Origin of the sequence: Luteibacter sp. (assembly GCF_035539195.1) — a bacterium.
Classification (GTDB): domain Bacteria; phylum Pseudomonadota; class Gammaproteobacteria; order Xanthomonadales; family Rhodanobacteraceae; genus Luteibacter.
Genome location: NZ_DATLIW010000034.1, coordinates 151,146 through 177,604, shown reverse-complemented (window position 1 = coordinate 177,604; position 26,459 = coordinate 151,146). Strand labels below are relative to the sequence as shown.

At 63.3% G+C, this 26,459-nt stretch carries 20 protein-coding genes and 1 pseudogene; 14 read left to right on the top strand and 7 right to left on the bottom strand.

Annotated features, from left to right (window positions below; translation table 11 throughout):
- The first annotated feature begins 95 nt into the window (after nucleotides 1-95).
- On the top strand, nucleotides 96-1,670 hold the full coding sequence (locus tag VM621_RS13620; protein WP_325469512.1) for an SDR family oxidoreductase: 1,575 nt from the start codon (nucleotides 96-98) through the stop codon (nucleotides 1,668-1,670).
- A gap of 40 nt (nucleotides 1,671-1,710) precedes the next feature.
- On the opposite strand, the gene VM621_RS13615 is transcribed toward VM621_RS13620, so the two are convergent.
- Nucleotides 1,711-4,020, bottom strand: coding sequence for a TonB-dependent receptor (locus VM621_RS13615; RefSeq protein WP_325469511.1), 2,310 nt, complete (start codon nucleotides 4,018-4,020; stop codon nucleotides 1,711-1,713).
- A gap of 327 nt (nucleotides 4,021-4,347) precedes the next feature.
- Here VM621_RS13615 and VM621_RS13610 point away from each other — a divergent pair, with 327 nt between their 5' ends.
- From VM621_RS13610 to VM621_RS13585, 6 genes are all read left to right on the top strand, one after another.
- Nucleotides 4,348-4,797, top strand: coding sequence for a nuclear transport factor 2 family protein (locus VM621_RS13610; RefSeq protein WP_325469510.1), 450 nt, complete (start codon nucleotides 4,348-4,350; stop codon nucleotides 4,795-4,797).
- Between the two features lie 2 nt (nucleotides 4,798-4,799).
- A complete protein-coding gene (locus VM621_RS13605; protein ID WP_325469509.1) occupies nucleotides 4,800-5,354 on the top strand; it encodes an XRE family transcriptional regulator in 555 nt (184 codons plus the stop codon).
- A gap of 13 nt (nucleotides 5,355-5,367) precedes the next feature.
- The gene (locus tag VM621_RS13600) at nucleotides 5,368-6,243 is read left to right on the top strand and encodes an alpha/beta hydrolase (RefSeq protein ID WP_325469508.1); all 876 of its coding nucleotides are present in this window, start codon (nucleotides 5,368-5,370) and stop codon (nucleotides 6,241-6,243) included.
- Nucleotides 6,233-6,913 (top strand): SGNH/GDSL hydrolase family protein, encoded by a 681-nt coding sequence (locus VM621_RS13595; RefSeq protein WP_325469507.1) that lies wholly within the window; start codon nucleotides 6,233-6,235, stop codon nucleotides 6,911-6,913. Before VM621_RS13600 ends, VM621_RS13595 begins: the two co-directional genes overlap by 11 nt.
- 249 nt (nucleotides 6,914-7,162) lie before the next feature.
- Nucleotides 7,163-8,347 (top strand): GGDEF domain-containing protein, encoded by a 1,185-nt coding sequence (locus VM621_RS13590; protein ID WP_325469506.1) that lies wholly within the window; start codon nucleotides 7,163-7,165, stop codon nucleotides 8,345-8,347.
- 133 nt (nucleotides 8,348-8,480) lie between these two features.
- A complete protein-coding gene (locus tag VM621_RS13585; protein ID WP_325469505.1) occupies nucleotides 8,481-10,103 on the top strand; it encodes a methyl-accepting chemotaxis protein in 1,623 nt (540 codons plus the stop codon).
- Between the two features lie 22 nt (nucleotides 10,104-10,125).
- On the opposite strand, the gene VM621_RS13580 is transcribed toward VM621_RS13585, so the two are convergent.
- On the bottom strand, nucleotides 10,126-11,604 hold the full coding sequence (locus VM621_RS13580) for an MFS transporter (RefSeq protein WP_325469504.1): 1,479 nt from the start codon (nucleotides 11,602-11,604) through the stop codon (nucleotides 10,126-10,128).
- 156 nt (nucleotides 11,605-11,760) lie between these two features.
- Between VM621_RS13580 and VM621_RS13575 the strand changes: the two genes are divergently transcribed.
- The 4 genes from VM621_RS13575 to VM621_RS13560 all read left to right on the top strand — a co-directional run bounded on the left by VM621_RS13575 (nucleotide 11,761) and on the right by VM621_RS13560 (nucleotide 19,942).
- Nucleotides 11,761-12,774 (top strand): LacI family DNA-binding transcriptional regulator, encoded by a 1,014-nt coding sequence (locus tag VM621_RS13575; protein ID WP_325469525.1) that lies wholly within the window; start codon nucleotides 11,761-11,763, stop codon nucleotides 12,772-12,774.
- A gap of 195 nt (nucleotides 12,775-12,969) precedes the next feature.
- Nucleotides 12,970-15,471, top strand: coding sequence for a glycoside hydrolase family 3 protein (locus tag VM621_RS13570; protein ID WP_325469503.1), 2,502 nt, complete (start codon nucleotides 12,970-12,972; stop codon nucleotides 15,469-15,471).
- 265 nt (nucleotides 15,472-15,736) lie between these two features.
- Nucleotides 15,737-18,175 carry a TonB-dependent receptor gene (locus VM621_RS13565; RefSeq protein ID WP_325469502.1) on the top strand — a complete coding sequence of 813 codons (2,439 nt, stop codon included), beginning with the start codon at nucleotides 15,737-15,739 and terminating at the stop codon, nucleotides 18,173-18,175.
- A gap of 168 nt (nucleotides 18,176-18,343) precedes the next feature.
- Nucleotides 18,344-19,942 carry a tryptophan halogenase family protein gene (locus VM621_RS13560; RefSeq protein WP_325469501.1) on the top strand — a complete coding sequence of 533 codons (1,599 nt, stop codon included), beginning with the start codon at nucleotides 18,344-18,346 and terminating at the stop codon, nucleotides 19,940-19,942.
- Here the strand turns inward: VM621_RS13560 and VM621_RS13555 are convergent.
- Together VM621_RS13555 and VM621_RS13550 are read right to left on the bottom strand one after the other, a co-directional pair.
- Nucleotides 19,929-21,149 (bottom strand): PQQ-dependent sugar dehydrogenase, encoded by a 1,221-nt coding sequence (locus VM621_RS13555; protein ID WP_325469500.1) that lies wholly within the window; start codon nucleotides 21,147-21,149, stop codon nucleotides 19,929-19,931. The genes VM621_RS13560 and VM621_RS13555 overlap by 14 nt on opposite strands.
- Nucleotides 21,150-21,313: 164 nt before the next feature.
- Nucleotides 21,314-21,676 (bottom strand): VOC family protein, encoded by a 363-nt coding sequence (locus tag VM621_RS13550; RefSeq protein ID WP_325469499.1) that lies wholly within the window; start codon nucleotides 21,674-21,676, stop codon nucleotides 21,314-21,316.
- A 143-nt stretch (nucleotides 21,677-21,819) separates the two neighbouring features.
- Here VM621_RS13550 and VM621_RS13545 point away from each other — a divergent pair, with 143 nt between their 5' ends.
- Both VM621_RS13545 and VM621_RS13540 read left to right on the top strand, forming a co-directional pair.
- Entirely contained in the window at nucleotides 21,820-22,638 is an 819-nt protein-coding gene (locus VM621_RS13545) for a cytochrome b/b6 domain-containing protein (protein ID WP_325469498.1), read from the top strand.
- Nucleotides 22,631-23,386 (top strand): molybdopterin-dependent oxidoreductase, encoded by a 756-nt coding sequence (locus tag VM621_RS13540; RefSeq protein WP_325469497.1) that lies wholly within the window; start codon nucleotides 22,631-22,633, stop codon nucleotides 23,384-23,386. The genes VM621_RS13545 and VM621_RS13540 overlap by 8 nt, the downstream gene beginning before the upstream one ends.
- Nucleotides 23,387-23,440: 54 nt before the next feature.
- Here VM621_RS13540 and VM621_RS13535 read toward each other — a convergent pair whose 3' ends face one another.
- The gene (locus VM621_RS13535) at nucleotides 23,441-23,836 is read right to left on the bottom strand and encodes a hypothetical protein (protein ID WP_325469496.1); all 396 of its coding nucleotides are present in this window, start codon (nucleotides 23,834-23,836) and stop codon (nucleotides 23,441-23,443) included.
- A pseudogene (locus tag VM621_RS19630) lies at nucleotides 23,837-23,983 on the bottom strand (TetR/AcrR family transcriptional regulator); the annotation flags it as partial. It lies immediately after the preceding gene.
- A 69-nt stretch (nucleotides 23,984-24,052) separates the two neighbouring features.
- Between VM621_RS19630 and VM621_RS13530 the strand changes: the two are divergent.
- Nucleotides 24,053-25,045: an NAD-dependent epimerase/dehydratase family protein gene (locus tag VM621_RS13530; RefSeq protein WP_325469495.1), complete on the top strand. Its 993-nt coding sequence runs from the start codon at nucleotides 24,053-24,055 to the stop codon at nucleotides 25,043-25,045.
- Nucleotides 25,046-25,130: 85 nt separating this feature from the next.
- Here VM621_RS13530 and VM621_RS13525 read toward each other — a convergent pair whose 3' ends face one another.
- Entirely contained in the window at nucleotides 25,131-26,285 is a 1,155-nt protein-coding gene (locus VM621_RS13525; RefSeq protein ID WP_325469494.1) for a hypothetical protein, read from the bottom strand.
- Nucleotides 26,286-26,459 lie beyond the last annotated feature (174 nt).

Here is a 26,459-nt window from a genome sequence, read left to right as displayed (position 1 = left end):
CAGAAGGTCTATAACGGGCAAAATAGGCGGCTGGCTGCATCCCATGCCCTGCCGGGCATGACCTGGCGCCGACTTTCCCGTTATGGATCAAGCTCTTGAACACTACCTCACCGCCGCCTGGCGACGTCGACACCACACTGCTGGAGCGCTTACGCGCAGCGGCGCACCTGCTTGAATCGGTTGCCGCCGATCGGCTCATGCTCGATGGCCTGCCGGCGGAAGACCGCCGGCGCCTGTTCCAGGCGGTGGCGCAGGTCTACCACCCGGACCCCGGTGAGCGGCGGGTCAGGCTCAAGGCCGCCCAGAAGGCGCGCCGTGCGTCGAAGATCGAGGCCGAGGACACGGTGCTCAACCAGACCGGCATCCGCGCGTTGCGTCGCAAGCCGGTATTCACCACGCCGAATGTCTTTGCCCCGGAGGCCTTCGAGGCGAACGACATCCCGCCCGATGCCGATGCCGCGCAACCGCGCGAATCGATCGAGCCCAAGCACTGCTATGTGTGCAAGCAGAAGTATTCGGCGATTCATTTCTTCTACGATCAGTTGTGCCCGACCTGTGCCGCATTCAATTACGCCAAGCGCACCGAGCTGGTCGATCTGCGTGGTCGTGTTGCGCTGCTGACCGGCGGTCGCGTCAAGATCGGTTATCAGGCCGGCCTGAAACTGCTGCGTGCCGGTGCCGAACTGATCGTCACCACGCGTTTCCCGCGCGACTCGGCGGCACGCTATGCGGAGGAACCGGACTTCGGCGAATGGGGTCATCGGCTGCAAGTCTACGGGCTGGATCTGCGCCATACGCCCAGCGTCGAAGCGTTCTGTCAGGAACTGGTCGCCACGCGTCCGCGGCTGGACTTCATCATCAACAACGCCTGCCAGACGGTGCGTCGTCCACCCGATTTCTACGCCCACATGATGGACGGCGAGACGGCGGCGCTGCACGACATGCCCGAACACGTACGGAAGCTGGTCGGTCACTACGAGGGCATGCGCGGTTCCAACATCCTGGCCGACGCCGCGGGTGATCCGGCGAACTCGCTGGCAAGCCGCGGGGCAGCGTTGCCCGGCCTGACCCGGGCCGCCGAACTCTCCCAGATGCCGCTGCTGCCCGAGGAACTGCTGGCCCAGAGCCATCTGTTTCCCGAGGGCAGGCTCGACCAGGACCTGCAGCAGATCGATCTGCGCGAACGCAATTCCTGGCGCTTGCTGATGGCCGAAGTACCCTCGGTGGAGCTACTCGAAGTGCAACTGGTCAACGCGATCGCGCCGTTCATCATCAATGCGCGACTGAAGCCGCTGATGCTGCGCACGCCGGAGCGCGACAAGCACATCGTCAACGTGTCGGCGATGGAAGGGCAGTTCTACCGCAACTTCAAGACAACGCGGCATCCGCACACCAACATGGCAAAGGCCGCGCTCAACATGATGACGCGCACCTCGGCCACCGATTACCACAACGACGGCATCCATATGAACAGCGTCGACACGGGCTGGGTGACCGATGAGGATCCTGCCGGCCTTGCGGCGAAAAAGGTGCTGGAAGAGCGCTTCCACCCGCCGCTGGACATCGTCGACGGCGCGGCGCGCATCGTCGATCCGATCATCAGCGGGATCAATACTGGCGAGCACGTCTGGGGGCAGTTCCTTAAGGACTATCGGCCGACCGACTGGTAAGCGGCCGGGGCGCGGCCGGGTGGCTGCGCCCCGGCTCGCGTCAGTACTGGTACTGCAAGGTGACGCCGATGGTGCGCGGCTGATTGAGGGCGACACGCCGCGTCGTCGGCAGATCGGCCGAGATGGCCACCGGCAGATCGGTCTCGCCGCGCTTGTCGAACAGGTTGGTCGCGTAGAGCGAGATATCGAAACCGTTACGACCTTCCACGCCCATGCGGATATTGGTGGTGGCGAAGCCGCCGCGGCGATAGAACGGGCTGTCCCTGTCGTACAGGAAGTTTGAATTACCGACATAGCTGAGGTCGGCGCGCATGAAGCCGTCATACTGCACGTTGACCCGATGGCGATACTCGGCACCGACCGAGCCGGTAAAGCGTGGCACATTGACGAGGCGGTCCCCATCTTTCGCCGAGGTGCCCGGAACGTCGTTCTTCAGATGCGCGTCGTTGTAGCTGAAACCGGCGCTCAAGGTCACCGCGTTGATCGGCAGGAACTTCAATTCCAGTTCCGCGCCCTGGCTGACGGCCTTACCGAAGTTGGCGGTGATGTTGTAGCCGCAACCGAGCACGATCTGCTGCTGAACGTGGTCCCAGTCGATGTGATACACGGATGCATCGACGAGCAGGCGCCGGTCCAGCCACGCGCTCTTGAAGCCCAGCTCGTAGTTCCACAGCGTATCGGGGTTGTACTTGTTCAACTGCGACTGGCTCAGGCCCAGCCCGGCCACTTCCGCGCCGCACAGCGCCGCCGGCGCGGGATTGTTTGGGCCGCCCGGCCGATAGCCCTCGGACGCCGTCGCGTAGACCATGTTCTCGGGACTGATCTGGTACTGCAGGGTGAACTTCGGCGTACTGCCGTAGTCCTTCGAACTGCTGTTCACGGCGCTCGGTCCGCCGTTGAGCAGGCCGTCGCCGGTCTGCGAGAAACCCTGCTTGACCTCAAACGCACGGATACCCGCGCTGGCCTTCAACTTGTCGGTGATGTTCCATGACAGTTCGCCGAACACCGCGTACTCGTGGAGCGTGGCGTTGCGCGCGCCGGCGTAGATCGTCGAATACGCCGGGAACGGGGTGTTGAAGGTCTGGTTGAAGCCCTCGGGATACGGAATGGACGAGACCAGCGGTGCACGGACATCGTGATAGAACGCGCCGAGGATCGCCTGGACCGGGCCGTCGAACTTGCTGGTCGCCCTCAACTCCTCGGTGAATTCCTTGTTCTTGTAGCTGCCGTACATGGTCGTCGGGTAGACGCTCGGCAAGCCGAAGAAGTAGTTGATGACCTTGGAGCTGTCGTCGCGAATGTTGACATCGCGGGTGAAATATGAGGAAGACGACATCAGCTCGAAGGCGTCGAACTGCTTGTGGATGGCGATATTGGAGATGGTCGACTTCTGTACGTTGGCCTCGTTGACGTCACGCACCTGGTACGGGTTTTCGAGCGTCGCGGGAACCTTGTCGTAGGTAAATGGCGAGCCCAGCTTCGAGTACTGGTAGATGAAGCTTGGCGTGATCGACAGCGTGTCGTCCGGCTTGATCAGCATCGCCACGCGCGTGCCGTAGGTCTTGTAGGTGTTGACGTTGTCCTTTTTCTTGCCGTTCGGATCCGCCTCGAGGTAGTTGGTCGGCGAGATCGGGTAACGGTCGATATAGCCGTCGTCGTCGCGGTAGTATGCCGACACGCGCAGCGCGACCTTGTCCTTCAGCAGCGGGATATTCAGTACGCCGTTGACGTTGGCATTCGGGCCGCCATGGTAGGTGCCCGACACATCCGTCTTGATGCGGGCTTCGACGAAGTCCAGGTCCGGCTGATTGGTCACGTACTTGACCGTGCCGCCCATGGAGCTGGAGCCGTAGATCGTACCCTGCGGGCCGCGCAGCACTTCGACGCGCTCGATGTCGAACACCGATGGATCGATGACGCCTCGCGTCGACAACAGGGCGGCGTTGCTCGATGCCGCGATGGGCACGTCGTCGAGGTAGTAGCCGACGGTGGCGGCCGAGCCCGCGCTCGACGAGATACCGCGGATGATCAGGTTGTTCTCGCCGGGGCCCGAGGAGGCGACCGTCAATGCGGGCGCGATACGCGCCAGGTCGACGAGGCTGGTAACGCCTTGCCGCTCGAGCTGTTCGCCGGTCAGCGCGGTCATGCTGATCGGGACCTTCTGGATATCCTGCTCGCGCTTGGCGGCAGTGACGGTGATCCCTTCCAGCGTCTGCGGCGTATCGGACGCCTGCGCTTTTCTCTTGTCGGTGCCGGGGGCAGCGGCATCCTGCCCGCTGGCCGCGGTCGAAGTCAGGGCCACGGACAACAAGGCCGTGTAGAGAAGAGTGCGCTTGAGATCGTGTTTCATGGTGTTCCCCCGCAAATCGGCTTGATGGAAGGCGGCCTTTCAAAGGCGCATACCCTTCTCGCACGCTCGTCGATGAGAGCGTGTTCTTGAGTTCTTATGAGTTACCCCGGGTATTACTCGGTAGAGCCAGAAGTCCCTGACCGGCTGCGCCTTGGATCCCCTGGCGCCGTATAGCCGTCTGAACCGCGATTGCTGCGGTGCACACTCCCTGGTTTCGATCAGATCAAAAAGTTTTGATGGAGTCAAGCTTTTACGCTACGATCGGGTTGCAATCGTAAATAGCCATCCAAAAGGGTCCTACGACTTCTCTCGTGCTCAAGGGGTGCCATGAAAACCACGTCCGTTCTTCTCTGTGCCTTGAGCGCAGTGGTGGCCACTGCCACCGCTTCGGCTGAAACACCGACCGTGTCCACCGCCCAGGCGATCAAGCAGGCGCTCGACACCAGTGCCGCGGCCTGGTCCGCCGGCGACCTGAAAACGTTCATGGAGTGCTACGAGCGTGCTCCGGGTACCCGCTACGTCAGCGCGAGCGGCACGATCGAAGGCTACGATGCGATCGCGGCGATGTACGCCTCGCGCTTCCAGAAGCCTGGCGCCAGCCTGGGCAAGCTCACCCTGGAACTGATCGACGTCAAACCGCTGGGATCGCAGTATGCCTTCGTGGTCGGCCGCTACCACCTCAAACCGGACACCGGCGCCGAGGTCTCGGGGATCACGACACTGCTCTTCCACAAGGTCGGCGCACGCTGGCTGATCAGTAGCGACCATAGTTCGTAACCATGCCGAACGCGCAGCTGAGCATCGGCTCTGCGATTCGCGACCGACGACGCGGCCTGGGACTGACCCTGAAAGCCCTGGCCGATGCATCGGGCCTTTCCATACCGTTCCTCTCCCAGGTCGAGAGGAACCTGGCTTCCCCGTCGCTGCTTTCCCTGGAAGCCATCGCCCAGGCCTTGAATGTGGATGTCGACTACTTCGTCGGCGTGCCCACCCCAGGCCAGATCGTCTGCCGGGCCAACGAGCACGATCGGATCGATCTGGAATCCCCGGTGGTCTACGAGCGCTTGAGCGGTCGGCACGCCGAGCGCAAGATGGAAGCACTGCGGCTGATCGTTCCCGCCGGTCTGGTCGCACCCACGATCCATCGGGAGGGGGAGGGCTTCTGGTACATCTTGAGCGGCACGCTCGAAATGACCGTCGGCAGGAAGAAGTTCGTCCTGAATGCCGGTGACAGCGCGCACTTCGACCAGAGGCATCCCTACAGCATGCGCAACGTCGGCAAGTCCGAAGTGCGCATGATCTGGGTCGGGACGCCGGCGATTTTCAAGGATTGAGGCGAAACGCCGTATGCCAGACACGTTCACCGGCGGCGGGCCGCGCATCCGCGACGATGACCTGACGCAACTCGCCGCCCACGGCGTTCCTGCGCTTCCCACGCCGGTCGTCAGCGGATACGTCGACAACGAGAACGCCCGGATCTGGTACGCCAGCATGGGTGCCGGACCGCCGGTGGTTCTCTTACACGGCGGTCTGGGCAACGCCGGTAATTGGGGCCATCAGGTTCCCGTGCTGACCGCCGCGGGCTACACGGCGATCGTGATCGACAGCCGTGGCCAGGGGCGTTCGAGTCGGGATCGCAGGCCCTACAGCTACGCGCTGATGGCCGCCGACACCCGCGCCGTCATGGATGCCCTGGGCGTCGCCCGCGCCGCCTTCATCGGCTGGAGTGACGGGGCGGATACCGCTTTGGTCCTCTCGCGCGAAACACCGGACCGCTCCGCCGGCGTGTTCTTCTTCGCATGCAATGTCGACAGCACGGGTACCAGACCCTTCCAGCCGTCACCGGTGATCGATCGCATCTACCGCCATCACGTCGAGGAGTACGCGGCGCTTTCCCCTGTCGTGGGTGGCTTCGAGGCGATGCGTGACGATCTGGGCCCGATGCAGGCTGGCCAGCCGAACTACGGCCCCGATACGCTGGGCGAGATCGCCGTTCCGGTATGGAGCGTTCTGGGCGAGCACGACGAGTTCATCGATCGCGACCATGCCCAGTACATCGCCCGCACTATTCCGCGTGCCCGGTTCGTGCTTTTGCCGGCCGTCAGTCACTTCGCCCCGCTGCAACGACCGGATGTCTTCAACCGAGAGATGTTGGCGTTCCTGAGCGAGGTGGTATCAGGCGCACAATTGAAGGCAACCCATGAGGAACGCAATGATCCGTAAGCATCCCAAGGCATGGGCAGCGATCGGCCTGACCACACTGTTATGCATTTCGGTCTACTGCCAGGCACAGTCGGCGTCGCGATCCGAAGTCACCGAATGGACCTGGGAGGTCAGGCCCGAGCAGGTCGATCGCCAGCTGCCGAACGTTCTCCTGGTCGGGGACTCCATCACGCGCAACTACTTTGCAGAAGTGCAGCGTGGACTCAGCGGGAGAGCCAACGTCTACCTGTTCGCCGCATCGACCAGCCTGGGCGATCCGCGCCTGGATGCACAGTTGAACGAGTTCGCCGCATTGCAGGGCGTGGCATTCCGTGTCGTTCACTTCAACAACGGCATGCACGGGTGGTCTTACACCGAAAAGGAGTATGAAGCAGCCTTTCCTGGCTATGTGACGACGCTGCGGAAGGTGGCTCCCGGTGCCCACCTCATCTGGGCATCTACCACTCCGGTACGGAAGGACAGTCCGAATGGACCCTCGAACAAGCGCATCAAGGAGAGGAACGCGGAGGCATTGCAGATCGTGACTCACGACGCGATCGCCATCGACGACCAATATGCGCTCATGCTGCGCTATCCCACGCTCTACCTGGACGATGTCCATTTCAATCCGGAAGGCTCGGGCGTGCAGGGCAGGCAGGCCGTCGACGCGATCGGAAAGTACTTGCAGTAGCGCCGCCGTCGACACTCGATGTCGCGCAGGGGAGCGGTCGACGCCCATTGCGTAAGCGCTGACGTAACGAGGCCGGGCTCGGCGCGCGCCAACTGCCAGGACACCTTGACGACACCTGCATGTTGCACGTGTCAGGGACGCTGTCTTATCCGATCGTTCGATATAATCCGCCGCGAGGCGTGGGGTCCTCGAACATGACACGCGGGGAACCTTGTGGAATCGCTTGCGAGACTGACGCACGCTGGCACCTTGCTGATCGTCAATGCGTTACTCGCGGCACTCTCTTCCGCCATTTTCACAGCGCTCCATCTGAGCCTTCGTCGAACTCGCCAGATACGCGGTCTCTTACTCTGGGCCTCGAGCAACGCGCTGATTGCGGTCGGATTCTTTGTCCTCATCCTGCCTGCGTTCGGCATCGGCTTCCCCGGGCTGGGGTTGCTCGGAAACATGCTTATCGATGCGGGAACGGCCTTTGGTCTGGCAGCGGTCCTGGTCTACTTCGGGCAGACGTTTCGCATAGGGCTCGTACTGGCTGCCGTTTCGGGCATCGCCGCGGTGGAGGTCGCGTACGTGATCGGCCATGGCGAGGATCTGCGTTTCATGGTGGTGGCGGGCGGCAGCCTGAAAGTGGTCTTGACGATTGCAACGGCAATCGCGTTTTGGCGATGTCGCGACGTCGCGCAAAGGCAGGCGGCACGGGTCGCTGCGGCGTTTCATGGCCTTTGGGCGACGGCGCTCGTCATACGGGTGTCATGGTGGGAACTCCATCCCCTGATGAGCGGGGCGTACGACCCAACCTCGGCGTTCGGCCTTTTGGCGCGCCTGGTGCTCACATGGGTGATAACGCCTTGCATCTTGTGGATGCTCAGCAGGCAGTTCGACGCCGAACTGGTTCAACTTGCCAAGGAGGATCCGCTCACCGGCGTCCCTAACCGACGTGTTATCTGGGAGCTCGGGGAGCGGATCTCCGTCGAACGATCGCCCTTGGAGCGGCGCATTGCGGTTCTCATCGTCGACGTCGACCATTTCAAACGGATCAACGACCGCTGGGGGCACCCGGGCGGAGACCGGGCACTCATCGCGATTGCCGAACTCCTTCATCGACATACTCGCGCTCCGAATCTCCTGGCCAGGGTGGGAGGCGAGGAGTTCATGGTGCTGATGATAGATACCGACGAACTCGAGGTGCAGGCCTTTGCCGAGGAACTCCGCGCAGCGGTGGCAGGGGCCTCTATTTCGGTCGTGCCGGAACACAACCTGGCCTGCACAGTCAGTATCGGCTATCACCTCCTCGGCATGGGGGACGGCTGGACCGATGCTGTCACGATGGCAGATCGGGCGCTTTACGCTGCAAAGCGGGACGGACGTAATCGTGCCGTGTCATCGGCCAGCCTTGCCAACGAGCGTGGGCAAGGCCTGTCCCCATCCGCATGACGGCCGTGAATCGCCGGTGACGGACTATTCCGGCTCCGCACGCGTGAGACTGCACGGCACCCAGGCAGCTTGCCGATTTTGCTCAAGGGAAGCCGCTTTCGCGCCGATACACAGGTAACTCGGGGAGTTACTCATGACGGTTCGTCTTCGCATCATCCTGCTCATTGGACTTGCCCTGCTCATATCGGCCCTGGTAGGTGGCGGAGGGCTTCTGGCCCTTCGTCAGACCCATGGCGAGCTCACTGCGCTGTACCACGAGTCGCTCGAGCCCATTGTGGACGTCACCACGGTGCGGGCGTTGTTCAATGAGACCCGGACCGGCCTCAACCGCGCTCTTTTGGTAGGCACCCTCGATGCCGCGACCAAGGAGCGAGAAGACAATGCGAAAGCCATCGCAAAGATCGATGCGGTCTGGTCTCGTTACTACCCGGCCAGGGTGTCGTCGCGTCAAGAAAAGATAGCTGCCGATGCCTTCATTGCCGCACGAGCACATGCACGCGAACTCAAATCCAGGCTCGAGCCGCTCATGGCCGCCGGCAAGCACGACGAGGCCGTAAAGTACATGCTCGACGCCGTGGGCCCCGCGTTCACGGCAGAAGGCACGGCCATCCAAGCCATCGTCGACGAGAATGTTCGGCAGGCCGCAGGTGCTTTCGCCGAGGCCGAGCGCATTCAGCAGCGTGCTCTCTTCCTGGTTGCTGCCACGCTTCTCCTCGGCGCCATCGGTCTGATGCTCGCCGGAACGCTGCTGGCTCGCTCCATCATGCGGCCCTTGGTGCAGGCCCGGGACCTCGCCGCACGAATCCATGGCGGCGAACTCGGCCATGGAATCGCGGTGAAGGGCAGGGACGAAGTCAGCGACACATTGCGCTCACTGAGTGCCATGGACGAAACCTTGGCGGGCATCGTACGAAAGGTTCGCGACAACGCGGGACAGGTGACGCAGTCCGCTCGCGACATCGCCGCCGGCAACGACGAACTATCCAGCCGTACGCAGGAGCAGGCATCCTCCCTGGAAGAGACCGCGGCATCCATGGAGGAGATGACCGCCTCGGTACGCCAGAATGCCGACGGCGCCGGGGCAGCCCGATCGTTGTCGACATCGCTTCGTGACGACGCGGCCGCGACCCGCAAGGTAGCCGAGGAAGCCATCGCCGCCATGAGCCGGATCACCGAGGCGAGTCGGGATATCGGCGAGATCGCTGTTCTCATCGACGAAATTGCCTTCCAGACCAATTTGTTGGCATTGAACGCCGCGGTGGAAGCGGCGCGCGCCGGCGAGCATGGACGAGGCTTCGCCGTCGTCGCCACCGAGGTCAGGCGGCTCGCCCAGCGTAGTGCCGTTGCGGCGAAAGACATCAAGGCACTCATCGCCACCGCCTCCGAGCGTGTGGAAGAGGGTGCCGCCCTGGTGACGTCGACCGGGCAGGAGCTGGGGAAGATGGAATCCGGCGCCGTACGAGTCTCCGGCATCGTTGGTGAAATCGCCGCCGCGTCGGCGGAACAGGCCGTCGGTATCGAGCAGGTCAACGATGCGGTGACCGCCCTGGACGAAGTCACGCAGCAAAACGCCGCGCTGGTCGAGGAGGCGAGTGCTGCCAGCCGTCATGCGCTGGAACGGGCCGATGAGCTCATGCGGGAAGTGGCCTTTTTCCGGTTGGATGGCGAAGTATCCGATACGGTGGAAACCAGCTCGTTGCCGATAAGGCAGGCCGATGCCGTCGAACGCTACGCCGACGGCAGGTCATCGCCGTGAGTCGAATGTCGCTGACATCGGATCAAGGCCGCCGTGCGCGGCCGTCCGGCTCGGGTACGTAGAGAGTGCACAGACCGGCGATGAACAGGCTTACCCCGCCCAGCCCCAGGGCCCAGATCGGCTGATTGTGAAAGCACAGCCGCAGGAGCAGGCCCAGGACGCTGGCGGCGAGCACCTGCGGAATCACGATGAAGACATTGAAGATGCCCATATAGACGCCCAGCTTCGCGGTAGGCAGGTTGTCCGAAAGCAGTGCGTAGGGCAGGGACAGAATCGATGCCCAGGCAAAGCCGACACCGACCATCGAGGCAAGCAGCCAATGTGGATCGCGGATGTACAGGAATGACAACAGTCCCAGGGCACCGAGCCATAGGCTCACCACGTGGCTGACGCGCATGCCCCACCGGCGCACCATCAGCGGGATGACTACCGCGGCCAGTGCGCCAAATCCATTGTAGGCTGCGAACAGCACGCCGACCCAGTTGGCTCCCTCGTTGTAGGCGGATGAGCTGGTGTCCACGGTGGCGTACATGGTCTGCGTTACACCCGCGGTGGTGTAGATCCACATGGCGAATAGCGAGAACCACGAGAACAGCTGCACCCCCGCCAGGCGCCGCATCGAGAGGGGCATGCCATAGAGGTTGCCCATCACGTCACGCAGCATCCCGTGGGTGCGGGTGCGGCTGAGCCAGGTGAGAAGGAGACCGAACCCGATCAGGCCGCCGGCCAGCAGGTAGACTTCCTTCTCCAGCGCGAAATGCTCGATCGCGAACAGTACCGCGCCACCCGCCAGCAGCAAGAGCAAGCCTGGCCGTCCGGCGTGCGATACATCCACTGGCGGCCCTTCGGGTACGTTGTCGGTGAACGATCGAAGCTGGGCAGGTGTGTATTCGCGGGTGGCCAGGATCGTCCAGAGAACGGCACCGAGAAGGACGGCGCCGCCGCCGTAGAAGGCATACTTCACGGTGTCCGGAATGCTTCCGTCCGGCGCCACGTTGGCGATGCCGAACCGTGCCAGAACCCACGGCAGCATGGAGGCCACGACGGCACCCGCGCCGATAAAAAAACTCTGTGTCGCAAACCCGGCGGGTCGCTGTCGCGTCGGCAGTTGGTCGCCCACCAAAGCGCGGAATGGCTCCATCGACACATTGATCGAAGCATCCAGGACCCATAGCAAACCGGCAGCCATCCACAACGCCGGCACGTTCGGCATCCATAGCAGTGCCAGCGAGGCGAACACCGCGCCGGCCAGAAAGTACGGCCGGCGACGGCCGAGGCGGTTCCAGGTGCGGTCGGAGTAGTGACCGACGATCGGTTGCACGATCAGTCCCGTCAGCGGCGCGGCGATCCATAGCGAAGGGATGTCGTTGACGTTCGCGCCCAACGTCTGGAATATCCGGCTGACGTTCGAGTTCTGTAATGCGAGGCCGAACTGGAGGCCGAGAAAGCCGAAGCACATATTCCAGATCTGCCAGAACGACAGCTCGGGTTTCTCGGTCATCGGCGCCTGGCCTTGCTCTGGGTGAAGGAACAGTTATGTCATGGCCCGGCGCATCCCGCATGCTGCGGACGCAGCATCGGAGCCCCTTGTCACGCTTGTAAAGCGGATGGCGATGGCGGCATAGTCGATCGACAGCGTGATGACAGCGGAGAATCCATGCGGGTACGTCTCGAAGATGTGGCGCGCGAAGCGGGCGTATCGCCCAAGACCGTGTCGCGCGTGCTCAATGACGAGGCGAACGTGACCGACGCCACGCGCGAGCGCGTGCGTGCCGCCATGGAGGCAATGGACTATCGCCCGCATCCGTCGGCGCGCAGTCTGGCAGGAAATCGCTCCTTCCTGGTAGCGATGCTTTACGACAACAACGACAACCCGTCCTCGACCTATCTGGCCGAGATCCAGGATGGCGTGCTCGAGGCCTGCGACGCGCACCGCTATAGCATGATGGTGCGCCCGCTACGCATGCGCGACGGCGATTTCATCCGTCGTTTCGACACCCTGATTTCAGACCATCATCCCGACGGCGTCGTGCTGACGCCGCCGATTACCGACTACGCGCCGCTGCTGAAACGCCTGCGTGAGCGTGACGTGCCATTTGCCAGCGTGTCACCGCTTCGACGCGGCAAGACCCTGGGCGTGACGATGGACGAGCAGCGCGCCGCGCGCGCGATCGTGGAGCATCTGCTGCAGCTCGGCCACCGGCGGATCGCTCACGTGATCGGCATCGCCAATCACGGAGCCAGCCGCTGGCGGCTGGCCGGCTATCGCGAGGCGATGGCTGCCGCTGGCCTGCCTGAAGATCCGGCCATGGTGGTGCAGGGCGCTTTCACCTTCGGCTCCGGCGTGGAAGCGGCGCGGACGCTGTTTTCGCTGGCCGATCGACCGACGGCCGTCTTCGCTGCCAATGACGACATGGCTACCGGCGTCATGTGGGCGGCGGGGGAGTACGGCCTGAAGGTTCCGCACGACCTGTCCGTGTGTGGCTTTGACGACACGCCCCTGTCGCGTCAGCTGTGGCCACCGCTCACCACGGTCCAGCAACCCAGCCGCGAGATGGGGCGGATCGCCGCCGAGCAATTGCTGAGCGAGTTACGCGGTCACGGTACCGGCCGGCTGGTGGAGATGCCGTTCTCCCTGCAGATCCGCGGCTCCACAGCGATCGCACCTTGAGACACCCCGGCCCACGCGGCGGGCGGACGCTCATGCTGCATAGCAAATTGACAGCGCTGTCATTCCTGCCACCATGCGGTCCGGAAGCGTGCCGCCGGCGCGCCAGCCTGGAGCTTTGCCGTGCCATTGCTGCGGTCGTCGAGCCTGTTTTTGCGAAGTCTTTCCGTGGCGCTGTCGTTTACCGGCGCTTTGTCGATGACCGTTCCAGCCATGGCTGGCGATGCAGCCATCGTCCACCCCGAACAGTGGCCGAAAGGCGAGTCGCCGCTGCCTCCCGATCCTGCGCTCGAATCCAGGATCCGGGATCTGTTGGCGAAGATGTCGGTGGCTGAAAAGGTCGGCCAGATGATTCAGGCCGACATCAAATACGTAACACCGGACGACGTGCGCGAATACCGGCTTGGCTCGGTTCTGGCCGGCGGCAACTCCAAGCCGCCGGGACAGCCGTATCCCGTTGCCTCGCAGTGGCAGACGCTGGCCGATGCGTTCTATCGCGCATCGATGGATACATCGCGCGGCGGACAGGCCATTCCGGTGCTGTTCGGCATCGATGCCGTGCATGGCCACAACAACCTCGTCGGCAGCACACTGTTTCCACAGAACTCAGGGCTGGGCGCCACCCGCGATCCATCATTGATCCACGACATCGGCGAGGTCACGGCGCAAGAGCTGCGTGCCAGCGGCATCGGCTGGACGTTTGCGCCCACGCTCACCGTGCCCCAGGACGTGCGCTGGGGCCGTTCCTACGAAGGCTATTCGCAGGACCCGGCGCTGGTTGCGCAATACGCTGCCGCCGTCATCGGCGGGCTGGAGGGTAAACCGGGTACTTCCTCCTTCCTCGATGCCGGGCATGTCATCGCCACCGCCAAGCACTTCCTCGGCGATGGCGGCACGCACGATGGCAGGGACCAGGGCGACGCCAGGGTCAGCGAGGCGGTGTTGCGCGACGTGCACTCTGCCGGCTATTTGCCGGCGATCAAGGCTGGCGTGCAGGTCGTGATGGTCTCGTTTTCCAGCTGGAACGGCGTCAAGATGGCCGGCAACAAGGCGCTGATCACTGGCGTGCTGAAGCAGCGCATGGGCTTCGACGGGATCGTGCTCGGCGACTGGAACGCGCACGGGCAAGTGCCGGGCTGCACCAACGAGGACTGCGCCGCGGCCTACAACGCCGGGCTGGACATGTTGGAGGCGCCCGACTCATGGAAAGGGGTGTACAAGAACACGCTGGCTGAGGTGAAGGCCGGTGTGATTCCGATGAGCCGCGTCGACGATGCGGTGACCCGCATCCTGCGGGTGAAGATGCGCCTGGGCATGTTCGAGGCGGGGTTGCCCTCGGCCAATTCGTTGGCGACCCGCTCGGCAGAGGTGATCGGGAGTCCTGCGCATCGCGCGGTGGCGCGTCGGGCAGTACGCGAGTCGTTGGTGCTGCTGAAGAATAACCAGGGCGTGCTGCCGATCGATCCGCGTAAGCACATCCTGGTCGCCGGCAATGGCGCCGATAACATCTCCAAGCAGAACGGTGGCTGGACGCTGACCTGGCAGGGCACGGGACTGACCAATGCGAATTTCCCGGGAGCCACCTCCATCTGGGCCGGTATCCAGGCACAGGTGAAGGCCGCGGGCGGGAGCGCCGAACTCTCTGTGGAGGGCGACTACAAGCAGAAGCCCGATGTCGCCATCGTGGTGTTCGGCGAGGATCCCTACGCCGAGTTCCAGGGCGACCTGCCGAACCTGGCATACCGTCCGGGCAACGATCACGACCTCGATCTACTACGCAAGCTGCGAGGGCAGGGCGTGCCAGTGGTGGCCGTGTTCCTGACCGGTCGGCCGCTGTGGGTGAATCGCGAGATCAACGCCGCCGATGCTTTCGTGGTGGCGTGGCTGCCGGGCAGTGAGGGCGAAGGCATCGCCGACGTATTGCTACGTACCCGTGATGGCCGTGTAGCGCACGACTTCCACGGCAAGCTGGCGTATGCGTGGCCACGCAGTGCGCTACAGGTACCCGTCGCCGCCGTCGCACAAGGCGAGCGACCGCAGTTCCCTTACGGCTTCGGTCTGACCTATGCCGACAGCGCGAACACCGGGGCATTACCCGAGAACCCGGGGCTCGTATTGAGCAGCGCGCAGGCCGGCGTTTACTTCACCCGAGGCAAGCCTGCACAGGATTTCGTGGTGCGCCTGACCGGCGCGAACGGCGTGGCCATGAATGTCGCCGCCACACCGGCCGCCACGCCAGACGGCAGCCTGCAAATCGGTGCACTCGACTACAAGGCGCAGGAGGATGCGCGGAGTTTGCGCTGGATGGGGGCCGGTGCCGGCGCCGCAAGCGTTGAACTCGTCGCACCCATGCCACTCGATGTGGAACGCGAAACCAATGGCGACGTTCTGCTGGTGACCACCTTGAGGGTCGATGCCATGTCGCCAGACGACACATCCAGCGTGGGGGTCGGCTGCGGCACCAGTTGCCATGGTTGGGTGCCGGTCGGACGTCAGCTCTCCGCGCTGCCCAAAGGACAATGGTTGAGCGTAGGCATCCCGCTGAAATGCTTTCGCGACGCCGGCGCGAACATGAGCCGCCTGGATCGGCCCTTTGTATGGTCCAGTCATTCCGGTGGGCAGATTGCCATCGCCGAGGTGTCACTGAGCACGGTCGCGGACCGAACGTTGACATGCCCGACTCAAGGGGCCAAACCGTGACGACCGAGCCGATGTCGATTTGCTCTGCACCAATATCGAGCCGTTGAGAGCAACGGAAAGCGAAGCGGGGCCTTGCTACATGCGTTTGTGGATGCCTGGATGACTTGCTGCCATGCGGCAAGCATTCATAGCGATGGAGCTCTATTATCCAGCGATGACAGCGCTGTCATTCGGGGTTGATGGCGCACCAGGGGAGTTGGGGAACCTTTGTCAGGACCGTTTCGCACGGCCGACAACATTTATCCGAACGATTGGGGAGAGCCAGATGAATCTGCGTCACAAGTTGTTGTATGTCGCCATGTCACTCGCGTTTGCTCCGGGCACGCTGCTTGCGGCCGATCAGGACGCGACCGTGCAGAACCCGCCATCGAGGAATCCAGAGGCTGCCGACAAGAAGGTGCAGAACCTGGATGCCGTTTCAGTTACCGCGACCAAACGCGATACGCCGTTGCAGAAAACACCGGTGGCGGTCACGGCGATCACCGTCGACACGCTCGACCGAGAGCGCGTGATGACCGTGCAGGACCTGACCAAGCTGGTGCCGGGCCTGCAAGGTACATCGCAGGGCGACCATGGCGTCGTGACGCTTACCCTGCGCGGCATCGGCAACGACAGCGCCAAGACCGAATACGCCGATCCCGAAGTCGCCACCTTCGTCGACGGCGTGTACGCACCGCGCGCCGAGGCGGCGTCGGGCCTGTTGCTGGATATGGATGGCGTCGAAGTGCTTCGCGGCCCCCAGGGCACGCTCTGGGGCCGCAACTCCACCGCCGGCGCCATCAGCTTCCAGACGGCCAAGCCGGACATCGGCGCGGGCTTCTACGGCAACGCGCAGGTCGAGGCAGGCAACTACAGCCAGATCGGCTCTCGCGCCGCGTTCAACCTGCCCATCAGCAATACCTTTGCCATGCGTGTCGCCGTGGTGCACGAGCAGCATGATGGCTATGTCGATTACCAGAATCCGTCGAGCCAGCTGCCCTCCGTCGCGCAACAGCAGCAAGCGTATCTCGCCTCGTCCGCTTCCGGCGGAACGCTGGCCAACTTCAAGCCGATCGACCCCGGCCAGTACGTGCAGAGCGGCGACAAGTACAACGCCCAGGACCAGTCCGCCGCACGCGTCAGCGCGCTGTGGCAGCCCAGCGATGCATTCAAGTGGAATCTCTCGTACGAGTATTTCGTCGACCGCGGCACGCCCAGCATGAGCCTCATGCAGACACCGCGTCAGGGGCAGGATTTCTGGTCCGCGCTGATCGACACCGCGCCGTACCTGCACCGCACGTCCAATACGGTGCGTAGCCGCATGGACTGGAACATCAACGACGGCATGCAGCTCAGCTACATCGCCGGCTACAACCATTACTCCGGCAAGAGCGACTTCGACCAGGATGTCGGCGTCAGCGTTCCCACCAGCTTCACCACCAACGGCGTGTACCAGGACGATCGCACCAACGCCTCCCACTACAAGAACTGGAGCCAGGAGATCGACCTGAAGTCCACGGGTCCGCAGACCGTGGACTGGATCCTCGGTGCGTACTATGGCTACGAGAACAACGACATCCGGTTCGACATCCCCATCATGAACGGTACGCGCTACGGCACCGTGAGCTGGCAGGGCTCCTTCATCCAGCCGAAGGAAACGGTGAAGTCGTACGCCTTGTTCGGTCAGGCTACCTGGCATCTCAGCGACCACTGGCGCCTCACCGGCGGCTTGCGTTGGTCGCATGACGACAAGGAGAACAAGGGCGGCATCAACTGGGGTTGGGCGTACGACCCGACCGTACCGCAGGTGCCGATCTCTCCGGACGTCTATCCGGATCCGTCGAACGGTTTCTCCATATCGCAGCGGAACACCGCCAAGTACAGCAAGAGCAAACCGACCTGGCTGCTGCGCCTGGATACCGACGTCAGCGAGAACGGCATGCTCTACGCCAGCGTGTCCACCGGCTACAAGTCGGGCGGCACGCAGGATGCGGGCACGCTGTACAAGCCCGAGACGCTGACCAACTATGAAGTCGGCAGCAAGTTCGCCTTCTTCGATGGCCACATGACGTGGAACACGGCCGTCTATTACGAAGACTTCAAGAACTTCCAGCTTTCCGCGCCTATCGTCTATCCGGATGGCAACCACGGCCTGGGCTTCTCCAACGTGGGCGGCAGCACCAAGGTGCTCGGCTTCGAATCGGAGCTGGCGTATCAGCAGAAGGACGATCGCTTCAACCTGATCTTCTCGGCCATTCCGAAGAAGGAGCTTGGAAAGCTCATTTACGCCGGGTCCAACGACTACCAGGGCCTGCCGGCGTGTCCGCCGGCGTCCAACCTCGCCAATTGCATGAACGTCACCGGCAACGATCTGCCGCATGCGCCGAGCGTGTCGCTCACCGGCATCTACGAGCACACGTTCCATCTCGGTAACGGAGGACGCCTCACGCCCCGTGCCAGTGCGCAATACCAGAGCTCGCAGTGGTTGAGCTACTTCAACCTGGGTTCGGGCGACAAGCAGAAGGCCTACGTGCGTGGCGACCTGTCGCTGCGTTATAGCGAGCCCGGCGACAAGTGGTGGGTCAACGCTTATGTGCAGAACGTGTCCGATGAGAAGACCCGCACCAGCGCCGGCCGTTTCCTTATGGCCGACGGCTCGCTGCAGTACGTGTCGCAGTACCTCGCGCCGCGTACCTATGGGGTCCAACTCGGCGTGTGGTTCTGAGGTAGTACATGGCGGCCACCTGACGCAGGTGCCGCCCGACGTTTGCCGTTCTATCGGCGACGCTCTCGGGAGCGTCGCCTATCCCTCCCGGGAATGGCGTTTTGCCGGGTCCGCGTGGGGCGGCCCGGCAATTCTTTTCTCAACGCGTAACATCGGCGAGAACACACCATGGCACGCCTGAAGAAAGTACTGATCGTAGGCGGCGGCACCGCCGGCTGGCTGGCAGCGTGCTACCTGGCCAAGGCGGTCAACGCGGTCGATCCCCGCAGCGTGCAGGTGCACCTGGTGGAATCGCCGGACATCGGCTTGCTTGGTGTGGGCGAAGCCACGTTTCCCTCCATTCGTGGCACGCTGGCCGCGATCGGTCTGGACGAACGTCGCTTCCTGGTCGGTGCCACTGCGACATACAAGCAGGGCATCCACTATCGCCATTGGGTACGGCCGCCGGGAACCCCTGGAGCGGATCACTTCTTTCATCCATTCAACGCGCCTAGCCAGCGTCCGGGTGGTCCTGAGTTGTTGCCGTACTGGCTGCTCGGTGCCGCCCCCGAGGGCATGGCATTCGCCGACGCCGTGTCGATGCAGGGCAGGGTGGTCGATCACTCGCGTGCGCCCAAGCGTGCGAAGGATGCGGACTACCAGGGGCCGATGAATCATGCCTTCCACTTCGACGCCGCGTGCTTCGCGCGCGTGCTCGCCGTGCACGGCCAGCAGGCACTCGGCGTGGTTCGGCACGTGGGAACGGTAGAGCGCACGGAGCTGGACGAACGCGGCGCCATCGCGCGCCTGGTGACAAAGGAGGAGGGTGAGTTGACCGCCGATCTGTACGTCGACTGCACCGGACTGCGCGGCATGCTGATCGGCAACGTGATGCAGTCCCCCTTCCGCAGCCGTGCCGACGTCCTGTTCGCCGATCGCGCCATCGCCATGCAGGTGCCGTACGACAGGCCCGATGCACCGATTCCTTCATACACCATCTCCACCGCCCAGGAAGCCGGTTGGATCTGGGACATCGGTTTGCAGAAGCGGCGTGGCATCGGCTATGTGTATTCGTCGCGGCATACCACCGACGATCGTGCCGACGAGGTCTTCCGGCGCTACGTGGGCCGTGCCGGCGAAAGCCTGAAGGCCATGCACATCAAGTTCGAGACGGGATACCGCCCTGAGCACTGGCGCAAGAACTGCGTGGCGGTGGGCCTGGCCGGCGGCTTTGTCGAACCTCTGGAATCCACCGGCATCGCGCTGGTCGAATTGGCGACCTACTTGCTGACGCACCTGTTGCCCAGCGACACCGACGAGATGGAAAGTGCTGCGCGTCACTTCAACGAGATGATGGTCGCACGCTACGACCGCATCATCGATTTCATCAAGATGCACTATTGCCTGAGCCAGCGGAGAGACTCGCCGTTCTGGACCGACAACGGCGCTCTTGCCAGCATCCCGGAAACCCTGCAGGAGAAGCTGCGGAAGTGGAAGCAGCGTCCGCCACATCGGTTGGATTTCGTTGCCGACCTGGAAATGTTCATGACCGCCAGCTGGCAGTATGTGCTGTACGGGATGGAATTCCAGACCGACCTCGGGCCCATGCGCAGCGCGTATCCGCACATGGACGCGGCACGCCAGGAATTCGCGATGATCCGTCAGGCGGCAGCTCGTGCTCTGGACGACCTACCGGACCATCGCGCGCTGGTCGAGCAGCTGTGCCGCGAATACGTGCAGCAAAGCCGGTCGGATGCGGGCATCGCGGGTGGCGTTATTTCGGCGTGAGGCGGAACAGCCCACCGGGTTGCGCGTCTTCAACTAGCCAGAGCGAGCCGTCCGGAGCTTCTTCGACATCGCGGACGCGTTTGCCGATAGTCCAGCGCTGGACCGCGGCGGCACCGCCCTTGTGGTCGACGGTGACCCGAATGATCGCCTCGCTGGAAAGGCCGCTGATCAAGGCGCTGCCGTTCCACTGCGGGAACATGCCGCCCTTGTAGAACATGAGGTTGCCCGGGGCGATCACCGGCACCCAATAGATCGCCGGCTTGACGAGATCGGGCCGCGTGTCGGGGGAGGGGATGGGCACACCGTTATAGTTCATGCCATACGAAACCAGCGGCCAGCCGTAGTTCTTGCCACGCTGGATCAGGTTCAGCTCGTCGCCGCCGCGAGGGCCGTGCTCGAGTTCCCACAGGCGACCGTCAGGCGCGAAAGCGAGGCCATAAGGCGTGCGGTGGCCGGTGCTCCAGGTCTCCGACGGCGTCAGGTTGGGTCCGGGGAACGTATAGGTGCTGACCACGGGGGCCGTTTTGGCTGCTTCGGTGTCGGTCGCCGGATCGATCAGCGAAAGGGTGGGAGCACCGACCTTTCCTGCCCATGGATTACCCGGCGCAGGCTTGCCATCCAGCGTCAGTCGCAGGATCTTTCCCACCGGTTGATCGGGATCCTGCGCGGGGGTGAAGCGCTGGCGATCGCCCACGGTGAGGAAGAGGGTCTTGCCGTCCGGCGAAAAGGCGATCTGCGCGCCGGCCTGGCCGCCCTTGCCCGTGGGCATCTGGCGCCACAGCACCTGGAAGTTGTCCAGCCGGGCCTGACCGCCATCCAGTACGAGTTGACCTCGACCCATGGCCAGGCCGCCGCCGTAGTCACCTGGCGCGACATAGGTGAGGTACACGCTGTGGTCGCTGGCGTAGTGGGGCGAAAGGAAAACGCCCAGCATGCCGTTCTGACCTTCGACGTAGCTGGCCGGCACGCCCTTGACCTCGGTCTTGGCACCTTGCGGCGTCACCAGCTGAAGGCGACCTACCTTCTCGGTGACCAGCATGCGGCCATCGGGCAGGAAAGCGATGCGCCAAGGCAGATCGAAGCTGGCTACCTTGGTGATGTTGAAGGGCAGGTCGGGGTCGGGCTTCTGATCGCCTGCGTTGGTCTGCGCGTGGGCGGTGGTGCTCAGGAGAGCTGCAAGTAGGATCCCGTTGGCCAACTTCGTCATCTGCATGGTTCCTCGCGTCCGGGTGACTCAAAGGATTGTATTGTCCCGAATGCCGTTTGGGTGTGATGGATGCTTTCCATGGCGCACCCGAACGACGCAAGATATTTGCCGACCCGGGAAGTATCGTCCGGGCATGAACATCGACCGCCACGGCGTTATACCTTCTACGCGGTACCGGCATGGCTCAGGATGTTTACCAAGCGACCAAAAGGGTCTCGGACATAGAACCTTCGGACGCCCCAGGGCTCATCCTTGGGACCGTATTCCACCCTCAGTCCCGCCGTTTCGACCCGCGCCAGGATCTCTTCAAGATTGTCGACTTCAATGGAAAGATCGGGTACGGCGGTTCCCGAACCTCCTTCGCTGGCGATGTTGATCTGTGGCCTGCTATCCGTCGTCGCCGCACCGTAGGTCACAATCCACCCGTGGTCCATGACGGCCTCCAGCCCCAGGATGTCGACGTAGAAGCTCTTGGCCATGTCGGGGTGCGGTGCGGCAATGTTCGCGATAATTCGTTTGACGGACATCGGTTTCTCCTGATGGACAAGGCTCGTGTTTGATTGCGCGAGCGGCAAGGGGAGCAGCCTGGATTGATCGTAAGAAATAGTGTCCCGGGCCGATACACTCTGCAAAGACGGCAGGTTCCGGCACGTAACCGAAGGAGACGTCCATGGAGATGCCTATTGCCCAGCGTGTCTACCGCCATCGGTGGCCTGTCAGAGTCTTGCACTGGGTGAACGTCATTTGTCTGACGGTTCTGCTGGGAAGCGGTCTTCAAATTTTCAACGCGCATCCCAGCCTGAGTTGGGGCCAGGCGAATACCGACGAAGGTACCTGGTTGGCCATGGGAGCGTCGCGTGGCGCTGATAATGCGCTGCACGGCGCCACCACGCTTTTCGGACACACGTTTCGGACGGACGGGGTGCTGGGCGCATCGGTGGTAAACGGTCATCGCGTCCAACGCGGATTTCCTGCCTGGGCGACGATTCCGGGTCCCGCGTGGTTGGCCCTGGGGCGGCGTTGGCATTTCTTCTTTGCGTGGGTCTTTGTCATTAATGGACTGCTGTACCTTGCCTGGTCCATAGGGTCGGGACACTTCCGGAAGGATCTGGTCCCAACCCGCCGGGATTTGCGAGGATTCGGCCAGTCCGTCTGGGACCACCTTCGGCTCCGGCACCCGCAGGGGGATGAGGCCCTTCGCTACAACGTCCTTCAGCGCCTGGCCTACCTGGGCGTCATCGCGGCGCTGTGCGGCATCGCACTGATGGGCATGGCCATGTCGCCGCGACTGGATGCCGCGTTCCCGTGGCTGGTCGACTGGGTCGGCGGGCGCCAATCCGCCAGGTCGATTCACTTTCTCCTGGCCTGTGCTTTGGTGGCCTTCCTGGCGGTCCACCTGTTCGAGGTGCTGATCAGCGGGGTGGTCAACCAGGTACGTAGCATGATCACAGGCTTCTACACCGTAAAGATGAAGGTGCCCCATGAGTGACCGTCGTGACTTTCTGCGGCAAGCGGTCCTGTCGGCGATGGGTGTGCTGCTGGTCGGCTGCGATCGGATATCCGATAGCGATACCGGCCCGCGCATCCTTGAAAGTGCGGAGGGGCTCACGCGACGGGCCCAAGGCTTGGTCTCGCCCGCGTCCCGGCTGGCAAGAGAGTTCTCGGTCAGCGACATTTCCCCGGTGTTCAAGGCCAATGGCACGACGATGCCCACGACCGAGCCCTACCTCGCCCTGATGCGGGATGGATTCCGAAACTACCGACTGAAGGTCGATGGGCTGGTGCGCCGACCGGGCGCCTGGTCATGCGACGAACTGCGTGCGTTGGGGGAGCGCACCCAGATCACCCGGCACGATTGCGTGGAAGGTTGGTCCGCCATTGGGCAGTGGACGGGGACGCCCCTGGCAGCCTTGTTGGCTGCCGTTGAACCCACGGTCTCTGCGAAATATGTGGTCTTCCACTGCTTCGACCAGTGGGACGACGAGGTTTTCTACTACGAAAGCATCGACCTCGAGGAAGCGCGCCATCCCCAGACTATTCTCGCCTATGCGCTCAACGGCGAGACGTTACCCGTCGGTAACGGAGCGCCGCTCCGGCTGCGTGTGGAACGGCAGCTTGGATATAAGCACGCCAAGTACATCGAGCGCATCGAGCTGGTCGAAAACTTCGAGGATATTGGCGATGGAAATGGAGGCTATTGGGAAGATAACGGCTATGAGTGGTATGCCGGGATCTGAAAGAATACGTGATCGATCTCACCAAGCGCCTACAGTGCCCGTCGTCCGCATTCGTCAGGAGCGCGCCGCGATGGCGTGAACCAGCGCATCGAAGAGCAGGTTCGCCGATGCACGGATTTCGGATGGCTTGGCGCCCTGGATAAACAACGCTTGCACGCCGGAAGCCGCGGCCCAGATGGAATGGACCGCGACCCGAAGTTCTACTTTCAAGCCGTGGACGTCCTGCAGGCGACGCACGTTCTCTTCCATCTGCTCGTAAGAAGCCTTGAGATGGGTCGGATCGACGCGCGCCGCGTCGATCATCAAACGGAAGAGGACAGGGCGCTCGAGCCCGAAGTCGATCCAGCCATGCCAACCGCGGCGTAAGTCGGCCAACGGGTCGGCGGTCACGCGCATCGCGCGTTTCATCGACATGAATTCGGTGATGCCCTCGGTGACGATCGCGCGCACGAGGCCGTTCTTGTCTCCGAAGTGATGGTAAAGGGTCGGGGCAGTGACGCCCGCGCGTTCGCAGACCGACCGGGTGGTCATGCCGTCGGCCCCGTGTGCCTCGAGGAGCTCGATGGCCGCCTTGCGAATCCGTTCTTCAGTTGTCATCGGATGGCCTCTTGCATAGCGACACTATAGCAGTGATATAGTGAGTCCTCACTATAGCGGTGATATACCATGAAGCGCGCATTCGTAACCGGTGGCTCGGGTTTTCTCGGCGGGGTCCTTATCGCGCGGCTGCGCAAGGCAGGCGTGGAGGTGGTCGCGCTGGCCCGTAGCCAGGCGTCACTGGACAAGGTCACCTCACTGGACGCCTCGCCCATCGCGGGAGACGTGACCGATGCGCCCGCATTGGAAGCGGGTATGCGTGGTTGCGACGTCGTGTTTCACACGGCGGCGCATTTCACCGAGTGGGACGCATACGATCGCTTTCACCAAGCCAATGTGATCGGCACCGAGTGCGTCTTGCGTGCGGCCGCGAATGCCGGCGTTCCGACGCTGATCGCCGTGGGCGCAGCCGGCGTCTTCATGGGCAAGCCGGAGCCTCTGTCGAACCTCGACGAAACCGCGCCGCTTCAGCAGCCGACGTGGGCTCCCTATACGGCGACCAAGGCCGAAGCCCAGCGCCTGGTGTTGGCGGCCAACGGCACCCGGCTGCGAACCGTCGTCATCGACCCACCCTTGATCTGGGGGCCGGGCATGCCGATGCTCGACGACATGCTCCCGATGATCGACGCCGGCGCCTTCGCGCTGCCAGACGGTGGCGCTCACCTGATGTCCACCTGCCATGTCGACAACGTCGTCGAGGGCCTGCTGCTGGCTGCCGAGCGAGGCCGGGGAGGGGAGTCCTATTTCGTGACGGACGGCGACGACATTTCGTTCAAGCAGCTCGCCGCCGACCTGCTTTCCACGCTAAGTCGACCGCCGGTGGAGAAGTCCGCGCCCTTTGCCGTGGCGTGGTTCGCCGCTACGCTTCTGGAGCCGGTATGGCGCACCCTCAAACTGAAGGGCAAGCCGCCGGTGACGCGCCAGCTGCTTCGCATGATCGGGAAGGAGTTCACTTTGGATACGACCAAGGCGCGGACCGAACTTGGCTATGCGCCGATCGTGAGCCGCAAGGATGGCCTGAACCAGATGCGTGCCGCGCGCGTCCCCGATCGCGGGTTGTGATCCGCACACGGCAGCCAGCATGCCGCGTACGTCTCGCCTTGAGCCGAGGTGCCCATCACGGGGACGGACAGGAACGGGCCGACGCTCACGGTGCCGGCGCAGACCCGTCGAGCTTCATTTTCAATCCCCAACCGTAGCGTCCGCGCATGTCGGGTGTGTTGGCGTCGATCGCCACAACGATGTCGTTGCGTCCCTTCCGCAGTTTGATGTCGAAGCCGCCATTCGCCAGATCGAGCCTTCCGTCGGGCGCCTGTCGGCCGCCGGGCACGTTGTAAAGGTTCTTCCCTTGAAACGCCGGTTGTCCGTTGACGAAGACGGTGATCTCGCGGAGGAAACCCACCTGCATGTGCCGGGTCTCTTCGCGGTCCGCCTGGATGCTGGTACGCAGCCACGCGTACTGCCGAGGCGCCCCGCGGGGTGTCGGCGGATAGATCCGCGCAAGGTTGACCAGTCCGGCGTCTTCCGCGTGCAGTGGACGCCAGCCCGATGACGGACGGGCCGAGAAGGTCGCCTCGCCGGGTTGGGCCAGCGGGCGCGGCTCGGCGATTTCCCATTCCGTGAGGTAGTTGCCATGGGAGGCGGCAGTATCTGGCTCGACCTGCGTGGCCAGCCCATCGATCACGTCGGGCTCCAGGGTCACGTTCGCATACAACGCCTTGCCCTCGAAGGCGATGGTCCCATGCGCGTTGTCGCCCGCAAGGTGAGCCACCTGCAGACTCGGTGTGGCCTCGCGGTTGACGTAGACACTCATGCGTTCGCCCGAGATCACGACCCGGATGTGATTCCACGTGTCGACGCGAATGGGTGCCGGCGCCTGGTACTGCGGGTACATATCCCACGGAATACGACCGTGGATCAGCGGCAGGTACTGCAGGCAATCGTGCGACGCCGGACAATCGGGGCCCACACGGATATAGACCATGTCGGCCGACCCGTCAGGACCCTGGCGGAAACGCAGGCCGGGGAACTCGTCGGTGACCGGCCTGATGTCGAATTCGATGGTCCCGTCGGCGAAGTCGGCGCTCTTCAGCGTGACGTACCCTTCCTCGCTCTCGGACGTGACCTGCATGAGGCCGCCCGGAAACGCCTCGCGGGTCTGGAAGGTCGCGTTGCCGTGCGAGGTGTCCCAGGCGGCGGAGGTCAGCGGCACGTTGGTCGACGCGCTCACGGCGAATGGGAGCGCTGTCGAGGCACCCATGATCAGGAGGAAGGCAGATCGGCGGGTGCGGGGAAAGGGCATGAGCATGTGGCTCCGGCGGGCAGGGAAGTTGAGGCGGAACGCAATGGTTCCGCCTAGCTGGACCGGGCGCCGGGTATTTCGATTACGCCCACGCGCATGCGCGATGAGGCTGAACGTCGAAGCCGTTTCACCGGACCTCGTCGCGACGCAGGCCGCCACGACACCGGCGGATAT